Consider the following 16,459-nt stretch of genomic DNA (forward strand, 5'->3'; position numbering starts at 1 on the left):
CTTGATTCGTTGATGTCATTCTAAGGATCATGAGCATGAACCAATTAACGAATCTCTCCAGCTCTATTTCTTCCGACGCTCATCACGAGCAGGAAGCCCGAGATCTCACCCGTATTTTACCGGCTTCTCGTAAAGTCTATATTCAAGGTTCTCGCCCTGATATTCAGGTGCCGATGCGTGAAATCTTACTCACAGATACACCAACAGGTTTGGGTGGTGAAAAAAATCTGCCTCTGATGGTTTACGATACGTCTGGTGCTTATACCGATCCTGAAATTAAGATCGACCTGAATAAAGGTCTGCCGCATGTACGCGAAAGCTGGATTGAACAGCGTGCTGATAGCGAAATACTGGAAGACTTAAGTTCCGAATTCGGTCGCCAGCGCCTACGCGACATCCGTACCGCCAACATCCGCTTTGCCCATATCCAAAAACCCCGTCGTGCCAAACGTGGTCACAATGTCAGCCAGATGCACTATGCCAAGCAAGGCATCATTACGCCAGAAATGGAATACATTGCTATTCGTGAAAACCTGCGTCAGCGTGAAGGTGTGGATATGCGCCAGCATGCCGGACAGAACTTCGGTGCCAAAAACCTGACTGAAATCACACCAGAATTCGTGCGTCAGGAAGTGGCTGCCGGCCGTGCCATCATTCCAGCCAATATTAACCATCCGGAATGTGAGCCGATGATCATAGGCCGGAATTTCCTGGTGAAGATTAATGCCAACATCGGTAACTCAGCACTCGGTTCATCGATTGAAGAAGAAGTCTCAAAAATGACCTGGGCAACCCGCTGGGGTGCTGACACCATTATGGACTTGTCGACGGGTCAGAACATTCATGAAACTCGTGAATGGATTATCCGAAATTCTCCTGTGCCAATCGGTACTGTACCAATTTATCAAGCGCTGGAAAAAGTGAATGGTGTTGCCGAAGACCTGACCTGGGAAATCTTTAAAGATACCCTGATTGAACAGGCAGAACAGGGCGTGGATTACTTCACGATCCATGCCGGCGTGCTATTACGTTATGTTCCACTGACTGCCAATCGTCTGACCGGGATCGTATCACGTGGTGGTTCGATCATGGCGCAATGGTGTCTGGCGCATCATCAGGAAAACTTCCTGTATACCCATTTCGATGAAATTTGCGAAATCATGAAAGCCTATGACGTATCGTTCAGTCTGGGTGATGGTTTGCGTCCAGGCTGTATTCAGGATGCCAATGACGAAGCACAATTCTCTGAACTGCGTACCCTAGGCGAACTCACGCATCGTGCCTGGGAACATGATGTGCAGGTGATGATTGAAGGTCCGGGCCATGTGCCAATGCATATGGTCAAGGAAAATATGGATCTGCAACTGGAAGTCTGCAAAGAAGCGCCTTTCTATACCTTGGGACCACTGACTACCGATATCGCTCCGGGATACGACCATATTACTTCAGCGATTGGTGCAGCGATGATTGGCTGGTATGGCACCGCGATGCTGTGTTATGTGACGCCAAAAGAACATCTGGGTCTGCCAAATAAAAAGGATGTTAAAGACGGTATCATCACCTACAAGATTGCCGCACATGCAGCAGATCTCGCTAAAGGCCATCCGGGTGCACAGGCACGTGACAATGCCCTGTCCAAAGCCCGTTTTGAATTCCGCTGGGAAGACCAGTTTAACCTGAGTCTGGACCCGGATACTGCGCGCAGCATGCATGATGAGACCATGCCGAAAGAGGCCCATAAATCGGCACACTTCTGCTCCATGTGCGGTCCGAAATTCTGCTCGATGAAGATCACCCAGAATGTGCGGGATTATGCAAATAATCAGAAAAATGCACAGCAGACAGCAGAGCTCGATCCAGAGGTTGAAGCAGGTCTTAACAGCATGAAAACCAGCTTCATTGAAAGTGGTCGAAATTTATATCATAAAGTCTAATTCCCGCTGAAAATCAGTTGTTTTTGGCAAAAACTCAGATAGGATGAAACAAATGTTTTCATCCTTTTCTGATTTATGAAGATTATTCAGCAAGCGTCCTATAACTATAATGATGTCGACCTGCAACAGCGCGAATATCTGTATCAAGGATTCGTGAAAGTCGAAAAGGTACAGCTGAGCCATCGTTTATTTGATAGCAATGACTATATTCCTCCGATTCAGCGTGAACTGATTGCACGCCGTCCTACAGCTGGGGTGCTGATTTATAATGATCAACAACAAAAATTTGCCCTGATCGAACAGTTCCGTATTGGCGCACTGGATGACAACGATTCACCTTGGCAGCTGGAAATCATCGCTGGGGTTTTAGATGGCGATGAGTCTCCAGAGCACTGCATTCGTCGCGAAGCACTAGAAGAATCTGGTTGTGAAATTCAGGAACTGCAACATCTATATAGTTTCTATCCTTCAGCGGGTGCCTGCTCCGAACTGTTCCACCTGTATGTGGCTCAGGCAGAATTGCCTGAACATGGCGGTGTACATGGCATGCCGGATGAAGGTGAAAATATCCAGCTGCATATTTTTGATTATACCCATCTTCCAGAGCTATTCCGCTATAACCGCCTTAAAAATGCGCCCGTTATTATGGCGCTGCAGTGGTTACAGCAGCACATCTCAACAGCCTATCCAAAGGAGTAGACCAGATGACACCGACCTCTACTTCTGTAGCTGAAAAAGTCTGGACGCTTATCCAGATTTCAGACACACATCTGATGGATCAGCCTGAGCTTGAATTCGCCCGCATGAATCCGGAGCAGAGCTTTTTAGATGTCGTGCACGATATTCAACAGCGTTTTCCGCATATTGATGCTGTGGTACATACCGGAGATCTGGCCCAGGTTGCAGCTGAGTCTACCTATCAACGTTATCTGCAATTTATGCAGGACTGGAATGTGCCGCATTATCAGATTCCGGGTAATCATGATGATAATCTCGCCATTTTCCCTTTCTATAAGAATAGTGATGAAGCGCATGCGATTAGCTTTGGTTGCTGGACGTTAATCCTGCTTAACAGTGCTGTAAAAGGTCGGGTCGATGGCTGGGTAGAACAGAAACAGCTGCAACAACTGGAACAATTATTGCTTGAACATAGCAATCAGCATGTGATCGTGGCCTGCCATCATCATCCTTTTGCGATGCAGTCACACTGGATTGACCAGCATCGGCTGAAAAATTCCGAAGCATTAAAAGATGTGATTGCACGACACAGCAATGTCAAGATGGTGCTGTTTGGCCATGTGCATCAGGATTCTGAAAATGAATGGCAAGGCGTACGCTATCTGTCTACCCCTTCAACCAGTGTACAGTTCAAACCCTTGAGCGAAAATTTTGCCCTAGACCAGGCACAGCCCGGCTATCGCGTATTACAATTAAAAGACAATGGGGAGTATGAAACCTGCATTCAGAGGGTGGCTTTAAACCAACCTAAAATTAATACTGAAATTTCAGGTTATTAACTTTTCAATTTGTTTTTTTTGCTTTACTTTATTGCTCTTAAAGGAAACGTGATATCTACAATCCCGCCATCAAAGACTATCAAAACGCATAAAAAGTCTATATGATGACGACCCCCATAGGAGGATAATCCTTCTTCAGGGTGGATAAAAATTTGCATATCACCATATTTTTTGCGTAGTTACCTACGCATATGATGAGGAATGCCCTAAATGGCGAATGACAACCAAAATCAAGTCTTAGATGAACAAACTGATGTGGTAGATGAAAAAGCTACAAAACGTGTGCGCAAATCTAAGCCAAAAACGACTGAAGGTGGTTCTACTGCTAGCTTATTTGGTATTGAACCTTATCAACCTAAAAAAAATGAAGAATACATGTCTGAGGGTCAGCTTGAACACTTCCGCCAGATTCTGCTGGCTTGGAAAGCTGAGCTGATGACTGAAGTTGACCGTACACTCAATACCATGCAAGACGAAAATACGGCACTTCCAGATGTAAACGACCGTGCAACACAAGAAGAAGAATTTGCGATTGAACTACGTACCCGTGACCGCGAACGTAAACTGATCCGCAAAATCGAACAGTCTATCGAAGCAATCAAGAATGATGACTACGGTTTCTGTGAAACTTGTGGTATTGAAATTGGTCTGCGTCGTCTGGAAGCTCGTCCAACTGCGACCTTGTGTATTGACTGTAAAACACTTGCTGAAATCAAAGAGAAGCAAAATAACGGTTAATCATGTCCGTTGAGAATTCCTCAGCCGAGCATAGCTCGGCTCTTGCGCAGCGGCGAAACGATGTTTCGCTGACTCGCTACTCAGGCCGGTTCGCGCCATCGCCAACCGGCCCTTTGCATTTTGGTTCCCTCATTACTGCAGTCGCCAGCTACTGCGATGCCCGCGCCCATCAGGGCCAATGGCTGGTCCGTATTGAAGATACTGACATTCCCCGCATTTATCCCGGCAGTGAAGATCACATTCTTCGTGCCATGGATACTTTTGGCTTCGATCCTGATGCCGAGATCATTTTCCAGAAAGACCGCCTAGATATTTATGAGGCTGTGATTGAACAGCTGCGTCAGCAAGGTCTGGTTTATGCCTGCCAATGCACGCGCAAGATGCTGGGTTCCAATCATATCTATCAAGATACCTGCCGTGATTTAGGCTTAGATTTTGAACATCAGGCGATTCGCTTAAAAGTTGAAGATGTTGAAATCTGTTTTGATGATCCGCTGCAAGGTCATCACTGTTCTAACCTGAAGCATGATCTTGGGGATTTTGTCCTGAAACGCCGTGATGGCATCATCAACTATCAGCTGGCTGTGGTGGTGGATGATTATCTGCAAGGCATGACCCATGTGGTGCGCGGCGCGGACCTGCTGGATAATACTGAACGGCAGATTTATCTGGGGCAGCTTCTTGGCTATCCTCGCTTGCAGTATATGCACCTGCCACTCGCAATGAATGATCAGGGGCAGAAATTATCTAAACAGAACCTGGCTCAAGCGCTCGATCTGACTCAAGCACCTCAGTTGTTGAAACAGGCAATCCGAGCCCTACATCAAGCTGAAGTTGAACTGGATACACCAGAAAGAATGCTGAAACAGGCTGTAGCGCAATGGAATATCGAACGGATTCCACACACAACTGAGCTACAAGGCTACTATTTATAGAACCGGATTTTGGCTTAAGCTAAAGAAAAATTCAGGTGGAAGTCAGTTTATGTTTTTTATTTTTGGAATTGGCCCGAAAACCAAAGTCATTGAGAAAAGTCAGTTCTTATGTCCAGTATGCCGAACCCGAGCCGGTTATGAACTCAGACAGCAGCGTAATTATTTTTCCTTATTCTTTATTCCCTTGATTCCCCTGTCGAAAGCCAAGGATGCTTTTGTGCGCTGTAATCACTGCGGTACGGTCATGCCAAGCACAGTACTCGACCATGCCCAGCCTGACCCGAACCGTCAGTCCAATCTAGAAGCTTGATTCCTCACGGCTTGGATTGCTTTCACGTGTCGTGGCATCAATCTTGAGAATCAGGCTGATCATCATGGCGCACATAATCAGCGAAGAACCACCATAACTAATAAATGGCAGGGTCAAACCCTTGGTTGGCAGCATGCCCATATTCATACCTGCATTCACCAAGACCTGCAACAGGAAAATGATACTGATGCCATATGCCAGATAACCAGCACGCAAGTAGTGGTTTTTCAGGGCACGATGACCTATGCGAATACAGCAGACAATCATGCTGAAAGACAGAATCAGAACGGTTGCAATTCCCAGAAAACCGAATTCCTCGCCCAGAATTGCTAACATAAAGTCGGTATGTGCTTCAGGTAGATAAGACATTTTCTGGATACTGTGTCCCAGACCGACACCCGCCCATTCTCCGCGACCAAAAGCCATGAGCGCATTGGATAGCTGATAACCGGTACCCAGCGGATCTTCCCAAGGATTAGAGAAAGATAGAAAACGCTGTAGACGATATGGCTCAAAAGCAATTGCAGCGATCAGAGCACCAATAATGACGCCGAAGGCCAGACCAAACTGGTTCCACGGTGCACCTGCCAGGAAGAATACTCCAAGCATGGTTAAGGTAATCACGACAGTAGCACCCAAGTCCGGCTCCAGCATCACCAACAGGATGGTTGCCCCCATGATGATACTTAAACGTCCCAAACCGGACAGCTTGTTCCGCACTTCTTCAGCACGACGTACCACATAGTCCGCAGTAAAGATTGCCATCATCACCTTCGCCACTTCCGAAGCCTGCAAGGTAAAGCCAGCAAGACGAATCCAGCGCTTGGAACCATTCACTTCAGTACCCACCAGCAATACGGCCAATAGCAACAGGATAGTTACAAACCATAAAAAGAAGGTACTATTAAACCAGCGATTTAAGGGAATCTTATAGGTAGTATAGGCCACTACTGCCCCAGCCACGATCGAGATGGCATGTCGGGTAATATAGTGAAAGGCGTTGCCATTTATTCGTTCTGCATAAGGCATCGAGGCTGATGCCACCATAATCGAACCAATACAGAGCAAAGCCAGTACACAGAAAATCAGCACATTACGTGGATTAACTTCAGCGGGTAACTTGGGTAGCCACTGCTCATAGATTTGAGTAATTTTATTGATCGCAGTCTGAGCAAACTCAGCCATATCACCAATCCTTGTTATTCTTAATTAAGTGCGTTGACGTACGCAACGAACTGACGACCACGCTCAGGATAGCCTGAGAACATATCAAAACTTGCACATGCCGGAGACAATAACACGACATCATGTGGCTGGGTATTCCCCTGACAGATTTCTACCGCCTCCTGCAGGCTTTCCGCATGCACCAGTGTCGTAGTGCCTTCAATTGCTGCTTCAATGATTGGACGATCTACACCAATCAACACTGCTACCTTCGCGTATTTAGACAATGAGTTACGTAAAGCAGTGAAGTCCTGACCTTTGCCCTCGCCACCGAGAATGATTGCAACTTTCCCACCTTGTGCTTCGATCGCCGCGCCCAGACCATCTAAAGCTGCCAGCGTCGCGCCGATGTTGGTACCTTTCGAGTCGTTGTAATAGCGCACGCCATTGACTTCTTTAACGAATTCACAACGATGCTCCAGCCCTTTGAAGGTTTTGAGTGTTTCCAGCATGCTGTCTATTGGCAAGCCAATCGCTTCACCCAAAGCCAAACACGCCAAAGCATTCGCGACATTATGTGTGCCTTGAATATACATTTCAGAACTTTTCAATAAACGTTCGCGTCCACGTGCTAACCAAATCGTGCCATCAGTCTCTTTTAAAACACCAAACTGATTCATGTCCGGAGCATTCAGACCAAAGCTCTGCATTGGCGTTACATCCGGAACCAGTGGACGAGTCAGGGAATCATCACGGTTATACACCACTTTTTTCACGCCCTGGAAAATACGGTGTTTTGCTGTGTGGTAGCCCATCATGTCACCATGACGATCCAGATGGTCTTCACTCATATTCAGCACCACTGCCACTTCAGCATTCAGATTCGACGTGGTTTCCAGCTGGAAGCTTGAAAGCTCTAAAATATAAAGTTCAGGATCATCTTTCGTCAGATCGAGCGCAGGACGGCCAAGGTTACCGCCGACTGCGACTTTTTTACCCGCATCCGCAGCCATCAGACCAATTAAAGTTGTGACTGTACTTTTGGCATTTGAACCGGTAATGGCAACAATTGGCTTATCCGTAGAACGGCGCAGAATCTGGATTTCACTCACCACCGGAATGCCTTTAGCAATTGCTGCCTGAATTTCAGGAAGTTTCGGATCAAGCCCCGGGCTGATGATGATTTCTTCTGCTGAGAGCAATAATTCCTGATCAAATTTGCCAAAGCTGGTTTGTACTTCAGCAGGAATCTGGTCATGTCCCGGTGGATTTGCCCTGGAGTCTGTTACTGCAACGCGGTAGCCCTTGTCATGTAAGAAATTGACTGCTGCAACACCTGAAATTCCAAGTCCTGCAACGACCTTAAGTCCACCACGTTGTATTAACATTTTTGCCTCATGTTCTAGTCTAATTTGAAACTTTTGAAATGTTAGCACTTTGCCGTTTTGAATGCTTTTTCTGTTTCATCTTTCTGCAGATTTTTTTGTATATTGCATAAAAAAGCCATCATAAGAATGATGGCTTTTCCACTTTTAAGTTTGCTGGAAAATTATTTCCACTTCACTGCTTGTTGAGCAGGCTTTTTCTCTGCTGGCTGCTCAGCTGCCGGACAGGCACAATTGCCTCCACAACCACTCGCCATGGCAGGTTTCAGCCATTTCGCCAGCTTATGCCAACCTTGGGCTTCACAAGCATTGGATAGCTTCAGGAAGACCGAGCGTGAAGTATTCGGAAATACCTTCTTAAATACCACCACTGTGCTCCAAAGCACCAGTGCTGTCACAATCAGAATTTCAATCATCTCAATCTCTCCTTCACTCTCCTGTTTCAGTCAGTATTAACCGAAATAGTATGAAGCAATCTGATAAGTCAGGAATGACATGATGTATGCCAGACCAAACAGATAAACGGTCATAAAGCCCACAGTTTTCCATGAACCTGTTTCACGCTTTACCGTAGCCAAAGTTGCCAGACAGTGCGGTGCATAGATGAACCAGACCAGTAACGATAAACCGGTTGCCAGTGTCCAGCCCAAGTCACCGCCACCACTAATCAAAGCAGCCAACCCTTCAGACATCGCGTCTTCATCAACTGCTGACAATGCATAGACTGTACCCAGTGCAGCGACGACCACTTCACGTGCCGCCATTGCCGGAATCAGGGCAATACAAATCTGCCAGTTAAAGCCCAATGGTGCAAAGATCGGCTGGATAAAATGACCCACCATCCCGGCAAAGGAATAATCAATATCTGGCAACGTAGCCCCTTCAGGCGGTTGCGGGAAGGTACACAGAAACCACAACAGAATCGACAACGCGAAGATGATGCCACCAACACGCTTTAAGAAGATCTTGCCGCGGTCCAACAGACCAATCCATACGTTCTTGATATCTGGAAAACGATAACTTGGCAGTTCCATCAATAACATGTGGCCGGCTTTGTCTTTACTAAAGAACTTCAATACAAAAGACACACCTAGCGCACTGAGAATGCCTGCCATATAGAGACCAAACAGCACCAGACCTTGCAGGTTGAAAATGCCCCAGACCGACTGTGATGGAATAAATGCGGCAATCAGCAATGCATACACCGGTAGACGAGCCGAACAGGTCATTAAGGGTGCGACAAAAATTGTGGTCAAACGGTCACGTGGATCACTAATTGTACGTGACGCCATGATGCCCGGAATTGCACAGGCAAAGCTGGACAATAATGGAATGAAAGCACGACCAGAAAGACCAGCTTTGTACATCAATTTATCCAGCAGGAAGGCAGCACGTGGCAGATAACCGGATTCTTCCAATACCAAGATAAAGAAAAACAGGATCAGAATCTGTGGCAGGAACACCACCACACCGCCGGCACCCGCAATAATCCCATCTACAATCAGACTATTCAGCAAAGGATGGGCAATGTTGTCACCAACGACCTCACCGAGCCAGCCAAAGAAGGTTTCGATCCCATCCATGAATGGCGCCGCCCAGGCAAATACCGCCTGAAATATCACGAACATCATCACAGCCAGGCTAATCAGACCGAGTACTGGATGCAGGAAAATTCTATCGAGGAAATCGGTACGCTTGTCTTCCTGATCCACAAAGTTCACCACATCTTTTAAGATGCTTTCAACTTGGTGATGACTGTCTGCGCTTAAGCCGGTCATTTCAGTCTGTGGAACAGCATATTTCCCCTGATCCAGGGCATTCATCAGGTTTTCAACCCCTGAACTGCGCACGGCTACGGTTTCTACTACCGGCACCCCCAAACGTTCTGACAACTTTTGAGTATTGATCTGCATACCACGACGACGTGCTTCATCCATCATGTTCAGAACAAGTAATACCGGACGGCCGAGCTGGATCATTTCCAGAACCAGACCAAGATGCAGTTTCAGGTTCGTTGCATCCACCACACACAGGAATGCATCCTGCTGCCCTTCATCTGCAATCTTACCCTGTACGACATCACGGGTAATCGCTTCATCCGGACTGGTCGCATCTAGGCTATAGGTCCCCGGTAAATCCAGTACACGCACAGCCTTGCCCGATGGCAAAGTAAAATGACCAACTTTACGCTCTACGGTCACTCCGGCATAGTTACCGACTTTTTGACGTGTACCTGTTAAATGGTTGAATAAGGAGGTTTTACCACAGTTAGGGTTACCGACAAGGGCAATACGTAAGGCATCACTCATGCCGATACTCCAGCTTCAATTTCAATTTTGGCTGCCTCTGACTTACGCAGGGCAAAACGGGTAAAACCAACCTGAATTAAAATAGGATCCCCACCAAAAATACCTTTGGTAATGACCTGCACTTCTGTGCCAGGCACAAAACCCAACGTTTCCAGGCGACTCGCCACGACATCGTGTTGAACGCCCTCACCATCAGTAGTTCGATTAACCTTTCGAATGATGGCTGTTTGCTTCACTTTCAAATCCGACAAACGCACCGTGAAAATTCCTAAGACTTTTGTACAGTATACACACAGATGAGAATAGTTACCAAATAAGGTTTAATTTCATTTTGCTTTATTTCTCAGCAGATCGACATCTCGCCTAAATTACACTACAGTGCAGAATGTCCATCAAAATGATTGCTTTAGCCTGCTAAGCGTTGCGCCCATGTTGAATAAAAAGCCCCGTATTCCTGCTCCTGTCCAGATTCCAGAAAATGCCCAGTTTCTACACGGTTATCGTGACTATCTTATTGCGCAAACAGTGAGTCCCCATACGCGGAATGCTTATTTATCTGATTTAATTCAATGCAGTAGTTGTCTAAATAAAGCTTTACCAGAATGGAATCATGATGATGTGTCGGATGTATTGATTGAGCTGACCAAACAGCAAAAAAGTCCACGTTCAATTGCACGCTGTTTATCCGCCTTACGCTCATTTTATAAATTCTTGCGTGAGCAAAAACTGAGAAATGACAATCCGGTTGCTGCACACAAGACGCCAAAACTGGGACGTGCCCTGCCCAAAGACCTTTCCGAAGCCGACGTTGAAGCGCTGATTAATGCCCCGGATATCAATACTGCCTTGGGTTTACGTGACCGGGCGATGCTGGAAGTGCTGTATGCCTGCGGGTTACGTGTGACAGAATTACTTAACCTGCGACTGGAACTGATTAATCTAAAACAGGGCTATTTGCGTATTGTGGGTAAAGGTAATAAAGAACGATTAGTACCGATGGGTCAGGTCGCCTGTGAATGGATCGAAAAATATCTGAATGAAGCGCGGCCACAACTGTATAAAACCGCAACAGACTATCTGTTTCTGACCCAGCATGGCGGGATTATGAGCCGGCAAAATTTCTGGTATGCCATCAAGCGTTACGCATTACAAGCCGGTGTCCAGGCAGAGTTATCACCCCATACCTTGCGTCATGCCTTTGCTACCCACCTGTTGAATCATGGTGCAGACCTGCGTGTAGTTCAGATGCTGCTGGGTCATAGTGACCTGTCGACCACCCAGATTTATACCCATGTCGCACAAGTCCGTATGCAGCAGCTGCATGCGTCGCATCATCCACGGGCCTGAAGCCTGAACCGACAGCGTGTACAGAGAAGTTCAACCTGCAAACTATTTTTTTGTTATGCTAGGCATCTATTTTTATCTAAGAACAAAAAGGGTTATCCATGACATTTGCCCGCTCCAGTCTGTTTATCGCATGTATGCTTGCTGCAGGTTTTAGTCTTACTGCTTGCTCCAACTCTAATCAAAACGATAAAAAGTCAGATACTTTAACTGCAAGTGCACCAGCGACGGGTGAAGCATCTACCGTATCAGAACGTAATGCTCAGCAACGCCTGATCTCAACTCTGGAAGGTCATTTCAAGAAGGCCGGAATTAAGGCAAAAATCACTGGTGTTAAAACCACTGAAGTACCAAATCTGTTCTGGGTGAGTTTAGAAGGCATGTCGTCTGTCTATGCGACCAGTGATGGTAAATATATCATTCAGGGTGATGTGATCCGTTTGGGTGACAAACAGCTGTACAATGTCAGTGAAACCCTGCAATCCGATGTAAACAAGAAAATCTTTGCGGCACTGAAAGCCGAAGATCTGTTGATTTACCCGGCGAAAGGCAACAAAGCCAAGCATGTCATCTACGTATTTACTGATGTCAGCTGCCCATACTGCCATAAATTCCACGAACAGATGGACGAAATGAATGCCAAAGGCATTGAAGTACGTTACATCGCATGGCCACGTGGTGAACAGCATATGCCAGCCATGGAAGCAATCTGGTGTAATTCAGACCGTCATGCTGCCTTCGATACCGCAATTGCCGGTGGATCAATTACGCCAGCAACCTGTAAAAATCCTGTGAAAGATCAATATCAAATGGGTCTGAATATCGGTGTGAACGGTACACCAGGTGTCTATAGTTCAGAAGGTGTTTACCTTGGCGGTTATATGTCGACTGCTGAACTTTTGGACCGTCTTAAATAACTCATTTTAATGAGTTATTTTACTTTATGTTATACATGAAGATATTCTGAGATCGCCCTAGAGTCGGCGCGTTTTTTTAGCTATGATCTAGGCTCTCGTAAAAAACTGTTTATATTTGGAGTGTGACGTGAAACCAGTTCGTCTGGCAATCCTCGGTCTTGGTACTGTGGGTGGTGGTGCCCTTAAACTATTAAAAGAAAATGCTGCTGAGATTAAACGTCGCACCGGTCGTGAAATTCAAATTACTTATGTGGGTACCCGCCGTCCACGTCCTGATCTGGAACTCGATGACAGCATCAAGCAAAGCGCTGACCTGCTCGAGATCGTACGTCAGCCAGATGTTGATGTGGTGGTTGAAGTGATGGGCGGTATTCATCCTGCCTATGAAATCATTAAAGAAGCCATTCTGCATGGTAAACAGGTGGTAACTGCGAACAAAGCTTTGCTCGCTGAACACGGTAATGAACTGTTTAAACTTGCTGATGACAACGCTGTGCAAATTGCTTACGAGGCAGCGGTGGCAGGCGGCATTCCAATTATTAAAGTCATGCGTGAAGGCTTGGCTGCCAACAAAATTGATTGGCTGGCGGGTATCATTAACGGTACAGGTAACTTCATCCTGACCGAAATGCGTGATAAAGGCCGTGCCTTTGAAGATGTACTGAAAGAAGCGCAAGAACTGGGTTATGCTGAAGCAGATCCAACCTTTGACGTGGAAGGTATTGATGCCGCACATAAACTGACGTTGCTTGCATCAATTGCATTTGGTATTCCACTGCAATTTGACAAAGTCTTCACCGAAGGCATCAGCAAAATTACCGCACAAGATGTAAAATATGCTGAAGACTTAGGTTTCCGCATTAAACACCTCGGTATTGCTCGTCGTGCAGAAACAGGGATTGAACTTCGAGTTCACCCGACCCTGATTCCTGAAGAGCAACTGATTGCCAATGTCAACGGCGTAAAAAATGCGGTATTAGTACAAGCCAATGCAGTTGGCCCTACGCTGTACTATGGCGCAGGTGCAGGTGCTGGCCCTACAGCGTCTGCTGTGGTTGCTGACGTGGTGGATATTGTTCGTGATATTTCTTATACCGAAGATGGTGCAGGTACCATTCCACAACTGGCTTTTGAAAGCTTAAGTGACTTGCCAATCCTGCCACGTGAAGAAATGACCACAGGTTACTACATCCGTATTAACGCTGAAGATCAAACCGGCGTTCTTGCAGAAGTGACCACGATTTTAAGCCGTGCCGGAATCAGTATTGATGCCATCATGCAGCAGTCTCGCTTAAAAGACCTTATTCCTATCGTGATCCTGACTGATCCAGTCAAGGAAGCGAAAATGGATGAAGCGTTAAAGCAAATTCAAGCTCTTCCTGTCATTCATGGCGAAATTGTGCGAATTCGTTTAGAATCGCTTGATAATTAATCGGGTTGAGGGGTTTACTCTCCTCACCAAGCTCTACACACAATTGGAACATCATCATGTCGAATGCCAATCGTTATACTGGTTTAGTTGACCGCTATCGCGACCGCTTACCAGTGTCTGCAACTACCCCTGCTGTTTCTCTAGGCGAAGGTAATACACCACTGATTAAGCTTGCGAATATTCCGCGCATTATTGGCAAAAATGTTGAAATTTATGTGAAGTACGAGGGCTTAAACCCGACTGGTTCATTTAAAGACCGTGGTATGACCATGGCAGTAACAAAAGCAGCGGAAGAAGGCTCTAAAGCGATTATCTGTGCATCTACAGGTAACACTTCTGCTGCCGCTGCTGCATATGCTGCGCGTGCAGGTATGAAAGCGTTCGTTTTAATCCCTGAAGGCAAAATTGCCATGGGTAAAATGGCGCAAGCAATGATGTATGGTGCGATCACCATGCAAATCCGCGGTAACTTTGACGACGGTATGCGCCTAGTGAAAGAAATCGCTGATAAAGCACCGGTAACGATTGTAAACTCAATCAACCCGTACCGTTTACAAGGTCAAAAAACGATTGCTTACGAAATCGTGGATGAACTTGGTCGCGCTCCTGACTACCACTGCCTACCTGTAGGTAACGCAGGTAATATTACTGCACACTGGATGGGTTATACCGAAGCAGTAGCTAACCAGTCAAAAGAAGAATTCGAGCAAGTGGTTTATGACCCTGCAACTGATGCCTTCACTGGTCCAAAACCTGCTGGCTTGCCAATCATGGCAGGTTACCAGGCATCTGGCGCAGCACCATTCTTACGTGGCGCACCGGTTGAAAACCCTGAAACAGTTGCAACTGCAATCCGTATTGGTAACCCACAAAGCTGGAACCATGCCAAAGCCGTTGTTCGTGATTCAAATGGTTGGTTTGATGAACTAACTGATGCTGAAATCTTAGAAGCACAACGTCTACTTTCTATGTATGAAGGTGTGTTTGTAGAACCTGCTTCTGCGGCGTCTGTTGGTGGTGCAATCCGTGACATTAAAGCAGGTAAAATTGCTGAAGGTTCTGTGATTGTATGTACTGTTACAGGTAACGGTTTGAAAGACCCTGACACTGCAATCAAGCAATGTTCTGATGCAGTAATGCTGTCAATCGATGCAACTTTAGAACAAGTACGCGATTCTATTCTGTCTAATATGTAAGAGACAGAATCAAAAAGCCCTGCATCTGCAGGGCTTTTTTTTTATGACTAGAGTATTTTATAAAAGCTTAAACACGCTGTTTCGGTAAGCTAGAAACCCAAGTCATAAGACGGGTTGCATCATTAGTACGTGCAGCAGATGAATCCGCTCCAAGCAATACTACGACTACTGGACGGTTATTCAATGTGGTATGCATCACCACACAACGTCCAGCTTCATTGATGAAACCGGTTTTAGAAATATTGATATTCCAGCCACCATTGCGTACCAGCGCATTGGTGTTATTCGATTTCAATACACGGTAACCCAAGTTAAAGTCATAACTTGCTGTAGTTGAGAACTGACGGATCAAGCCGTATTGCGAAGCGGTATTCACCAGAATGCCTAAGTCACGAGCAGATGACTTATTACCCGGATGCAATCCGGTAGATTCCAGAAATTTACTTGAATTCATGCCCAATGCTTTGGCTTTGCTGTTCATGGCAGAAATAAAAGCACTACGGCCACCAGGATAGGTACGTGCCAACGCTGCTGCAGCCGGGTTTTCGGATTTCATCAATGCAAATAATAAGGCTTCAGCACGATTCATCGTGTCTCCGACACGTAGCGTCGAGCTTGAACTCTTACAACCTGAACATGAAAAATCACCCTGTTGTAGTGTGATTTTTTCATTCATATTTAAACGTGCATCAGAGATCACTATAGAGGTCATCAGCTTGGTAATCGAAGCAATCGGCACTGCTGTATTACTGTTCTTGCTATACAGCACTTCACCGGTCTGCGCGTCCATGACCAATGCTGAACGTGCATTGACAGATGGCTGTGTGCCATAGGTCTTGGTATCCAGAATCTGTACGGTTTTGGCAGGTTCTTGTACCGCCTGACTAGAACTACGAATAGTGGTCGTTACCGTCGTTGAACCAAGCGGAGAAGGCTCATCGTCGGCATCCGCTCCATCACTCAAGAACTGGTTGGCCTGTTCAGAAGACCAGCTCAGGCTAGACTGAGGGGCCGCTGCTGACGAATTCATGATAATTTCAGCAAAACTCGTCGTCGTACTCATGCTGACTGCCATCGACAGACCCAGTACATGCATCAAAGACTTATGTGTTTTCTTCACTATTCCTTCACCCAACTTACGAGGTAAGATTGATTTGCGTATTACCTCTGATATGGCTTACATTACATTTACCACAATGCAGAACAATTATTGATCTCTACACTGCGCGATACAGTTCAATATGACATGTCTGTAGGATTGCTAATTTTGTAGTTTCA

The 16,459-nt window shown here is 46.1% G+C and carries 16 protein-coding genes; 10 read left to right on the forward strand and 6 right to left on the reverse strand.

What is annotated here, in order from left to right:
• Positions 1 to 35: 35 nt before the first annotated feature.
• The 6 genes from thiC to IHE35_RS13540 all read left to right on the forward strand — a co-directional run bounded on the left by thiC (position 36) and on the right by IHE35_RS13540 (position 5,434).
• A complete protein-coding gene (gene thiC, locus IHE35_RS13515) occupies positions 36 to 1,934 on the forward strand; it encodes a phosphomethylpyrimidine synthase ThiC (RefSeq protein ID WP_242788091.1) in 1,899 nt (632 codons plus the stop codon).
• A 75-nt stretch (positions 1,935 to 2,009) separates the two neighbouring features.
• Positions 2,010 to 2,633, forward strand: a complete 624-nt coding sequence (locus IHE35_RS13520) for an NUDIX domain-containing protein (RefSeq protein ID WP_242788092.1) — start codon at positions 2,010 to 2,012, stop codon at positions 2,631 to 2,633.
• 5 nt (positions 2,634 to 2,638) lie between these two features.
• Positions 2,639 to 3,451, forward strand: a complete 813-nt coding sequence (gene cpdA, locus IHE35_RS13525; RefSeq protein WP_242788093.1) for a 3',5'-cyclic-AMP phosphodiesterase — start codon at positions 2,639 to 2,641, stop codon at positions 3,449 to 3,451.
• Between the two features lie 210 nt (positions 3,452 to 3,661).
• Positions 3,662 to 4,189: an RNA polymerase-binding protein DksA gene (gene dksA, locus IHE35_RS13530; protein ID WP_004810113.1), complete on the forward strand. Its 528-nt coding sequence runs from the start codon at positions 3,662 to 3,664 to the stop codon at positions 4,187 to 4,189.
• A gap of 2 nt (positions 4,190 to 4,191) precedes the next feature.
• The gene (gene gluQRS, locus IHE35_RS13535; RefSeq protein ID WP_242788094.1) at positions 4,192 to 5,124 is read left to right on the forward strand and encodes a tRNA glutamyl-Q(34) synthetase GluQRS; all 933 of its coding nucleotides are present in this window, start codon (positions 4,192 to 4,194) and stop codon (positions 5,122 to 5,124) included.
• A 49-nt stretch (positions 5,125 to 5,173) separates the two neighbouring features.
• The gene (locus IHE35_RS13540; RefSeq protein ID WP_242788095.1) at positions 5,174 to 5,434 is read left to right on the forward strand and encodes a zinc ribbon domain-containing protein; all 261 of its coding nucleotides are present in this window, start codon (positions 5,174 to 5,176) and stop codon (positions 5,432 to 5,434) included.
• On the opposite strand, the gene ftsW is transcribed toward IHE35_RS13540, so the two are convergent.
• The 5 genes from ftsW to IHE35_RS13565 form a co-directional block, all read right to left on the reverse strand.
• The gene (ftsW, locus tag IHE35_RS13545) at positions 5,423 to 6,619 is read right to left on the reverse strand and encodes a putative lipid II flippase FtsW (protein WP_242788096.1); all 1,197 of its coding nucleotides are present in this window, start codon (positions 6,617 to 6,619) and stop codon (positions 5,423 to 5,425) included. The two genes, IHE35_RS13540 and ftsW, sit on opposite strands and share 12 nt — an antisense overlap.
• Positions 6,620 to 6,639: 20 nt before the next feature.
• Positions 6,640 to 7,986 (reverse strand): UDP-N-acetylmuramoyl-L-alanine--D-glutamate ligase, encoded by a 1,347-nt coding sequence (murD, locus tag IHE35_RS13550; protein ID WP_242788097.1) that lies wholly within the window; start codon positions 7,984 to 7,986, stop codon positions 6,640 to 6,642.
• A 161-nt stretch (positions 7,987 to 8,147) separates the two neighbouring features.
• Positions 8,148 to 8,399 (reverse strand): DUF6587 family protein, encoded by a 252-nt coding sequence (locus IHE35_RS13555; protein WP_242788099.1) that lies wholly within the window; start codon positions 8,397 to 8,399, stop codon positions 8,148 to 8,150.
• A gap of 36 nt (positions 8,400 to 8,435) precedes the next feature.
• Positions 8,436 to 10,292, reverse strand: coding sequence for a ferrous iron transporter B (locus IHE35_RS13560; protein ID WP_242788101.1), 1,857 nt, complete (start codon positions 10,290 to 10,292; stop codon positions 8,436 to 8,438).
• Complete coding sequence (locus IHE35_RS13565) at positions 10,289 to 10,549, reverse strand: FeoA family protein (protein WP_242788102.1); 261 nt, start codon at positions 10,547 to 10,549, stop codon at positions 10,289 to 10,291. Before IHE35_RS13565 ends, IHE35_RS13560 begins: the two co-directional genes overlap by 4 nt.
• Before the next feature lie 172 nt (positions 10,550 to 10,721).
• Here IHE35_RS13565 and xerD point away from each other — a divergent pair, with 172 nt between their 5' ends.
• The 4 genes from xerD (at position 10,722) to thrC (ending at position 15,181) form a co-directional block, all read left to right on the forward strand.
• Positions 10,722 to 11,639, forward strand: coding sequence for a site-specific tyrosine recombinase XerD (gene xerD / locus IHE35_RS13570; RefSeq protein ID WP_099338063.1), 918 nt, complete (start codon positions 10,722 to 10,724; stop codon positions 11,637 to 11,639).
• Positions 11,640 to 11,737: 98 nt separating this feature from the next.
• Positions 11,738 to 12,553 carry a DsbC family protein gene (locus IHE35_RS13575; RefSeq protein ID WP_242788103.1) on the forward strand — a complete coding sequence of 272 codons (816 nt, stop codon included), beginning with the start codon at positions 11,738 to 11,740 and terminating at the stop codon, positions 12,551 to 12,553.
• Between the two features lie 127 nt (positions 12,554 to 12,680).
• Positions 12,681 to 13,985, forward strand: coding sequence for a homoserine dehydrogenase (locus IHE35_RS13580; protein WP_242788104.1), 1,305 nt, complete (start codon positions 12,681 to 12,683; stop codon positions 13,983 to 13,985).
• Between the two features lie 56 nt (positions 13,986 to 14,041).
• Positions 14,042 to 15,181, forward strand: a complete 1,140-nt coding sequence (thrC, locus tag IHE35_RS13585; protein WP_242788105.1) for a threonine synthase — start codon at positions 14,042 to 14,044, stop codon at positions 15,179 to 15,181.
• Between the two features lie 67 nt (positions 15,182 to 15,248).
• Here the strand turns inward: thrC and IHE35_RS13590 are convergent, their stop codons facing one another.
• Positions 15,249 to 16,301 carry a D-alanyl-D-alanine endopeptidase gene (locus IHE35_RS13590; protein WP_242788106.1) on the reverse strand — a complete coding sequence of 351 codons (1,053 nt, stop codon included), beginning with the start codon at positions 16,299 to 16,301 and terminating at the stop codon, positions 15,249 to 15,251.
• Between the last annotated feature and the right edge of the window lie 158 nt (positions 16,302 to 16,459).

Source organism: Acinetobacter sp. ASP199 (genome assembly GCF_022700675.1).
GTDB lineage: Bacteria > Pseudomonadota > Gammaproteobacteria > Pseudomonadales > Moraxellaceae > Acinetobacter.

Excerpts from the sequence above, each read along its gene's own strand:
- thiC (WP_242788091.1), top strand. The coding sequence starts at position 36 with ATGAACCAATTAACGAATCTCTCCAGCTCTATTTCTTCCGACGCTCAT.
- IHE35_RS13520 (WP_242788092.1), top strand. The coding sequence starts at position 2,010 with ATGAAGATTATTCAGCAAGCGTCCTATAACTATAATGATGTCGACCTG.
- cpdA (WP_242788093.1), top strand. The coding sequence starts at position 2,639 with ATGACACCGACCTCTACTTCTGTAGCTGAAAAAGTCTGGACGCTTATC.
- dksA (WP_004810113.1), top strand. The coding sequence starts at position 3,662 with ATGGCGAATGACAACCAAAATCAAGTCTTAGATGAACAAACTGATGTG.
- gluQRS (WP_242788094.1), top strand. The coding sequence starts at position 4,192 with ATGTCCGTTGAGAATTCCTCAGCCGAGCATAGCTCGGCTCTTGCGCAG.
- IHE35_RS13540 (WP_242788095.1), top strand. The coding sequence starts at position 5,174 with ATGTTTTTTATTTTTGGAATTGGCCCGAAAACCAAAGTCATTGAGAAA.
- ftsW (WP_242788096.1), bottom strand. The coding sequence starts at position 6,619 with ATGGCTGAGTTTGCTCAGACTGCGATCAATAAAATTACTCAAATCTAT.
- murD (WP_242788097.1), bottom strand. The coding sequence starts at position 7,986 with ATGTTAATACAACGTGGTGGACTTAAGGTCGTTGCAGGACTTGGAATT.
- IHE35_RS13555 (WP_242788099.1), bottom strand. The coding sequence starts at position 8,399 with ATGATTGAAATTCTGATTGTGACAGCACTGGTGCTTTGGAGCACAGTG.
- IHE35_RS13560 (WP_242788101.1), bottom strand. The coding sequence starts at position 10,292 with ATGAGTGATGCCTTACGTATTGCCCTTGTCGGTAACCCTAACTGTGGT.
- xerD (WP_099338063.1), top strand. The coding sequence starts at position 10,722 with ATGTTGAATAAAAAGCCCCGTATTCCTGCTCCTGTCCAGATTCCAGAA.
- IHE35_RS13575 (WP_242788103.1), top strand. The coding sequence starts at position 11,738 with ATGACATTTGCCCGCTCCAGTCTGTTTATCGCATGTATGCTTGCTGCA.
- thrC (WP_242788105.1), top strand. The coding sequence starts at position 14,042 with ATGTCGAATGCCAATCGTTATACTGGTTTAGTTGACCGCTATCGCGAC.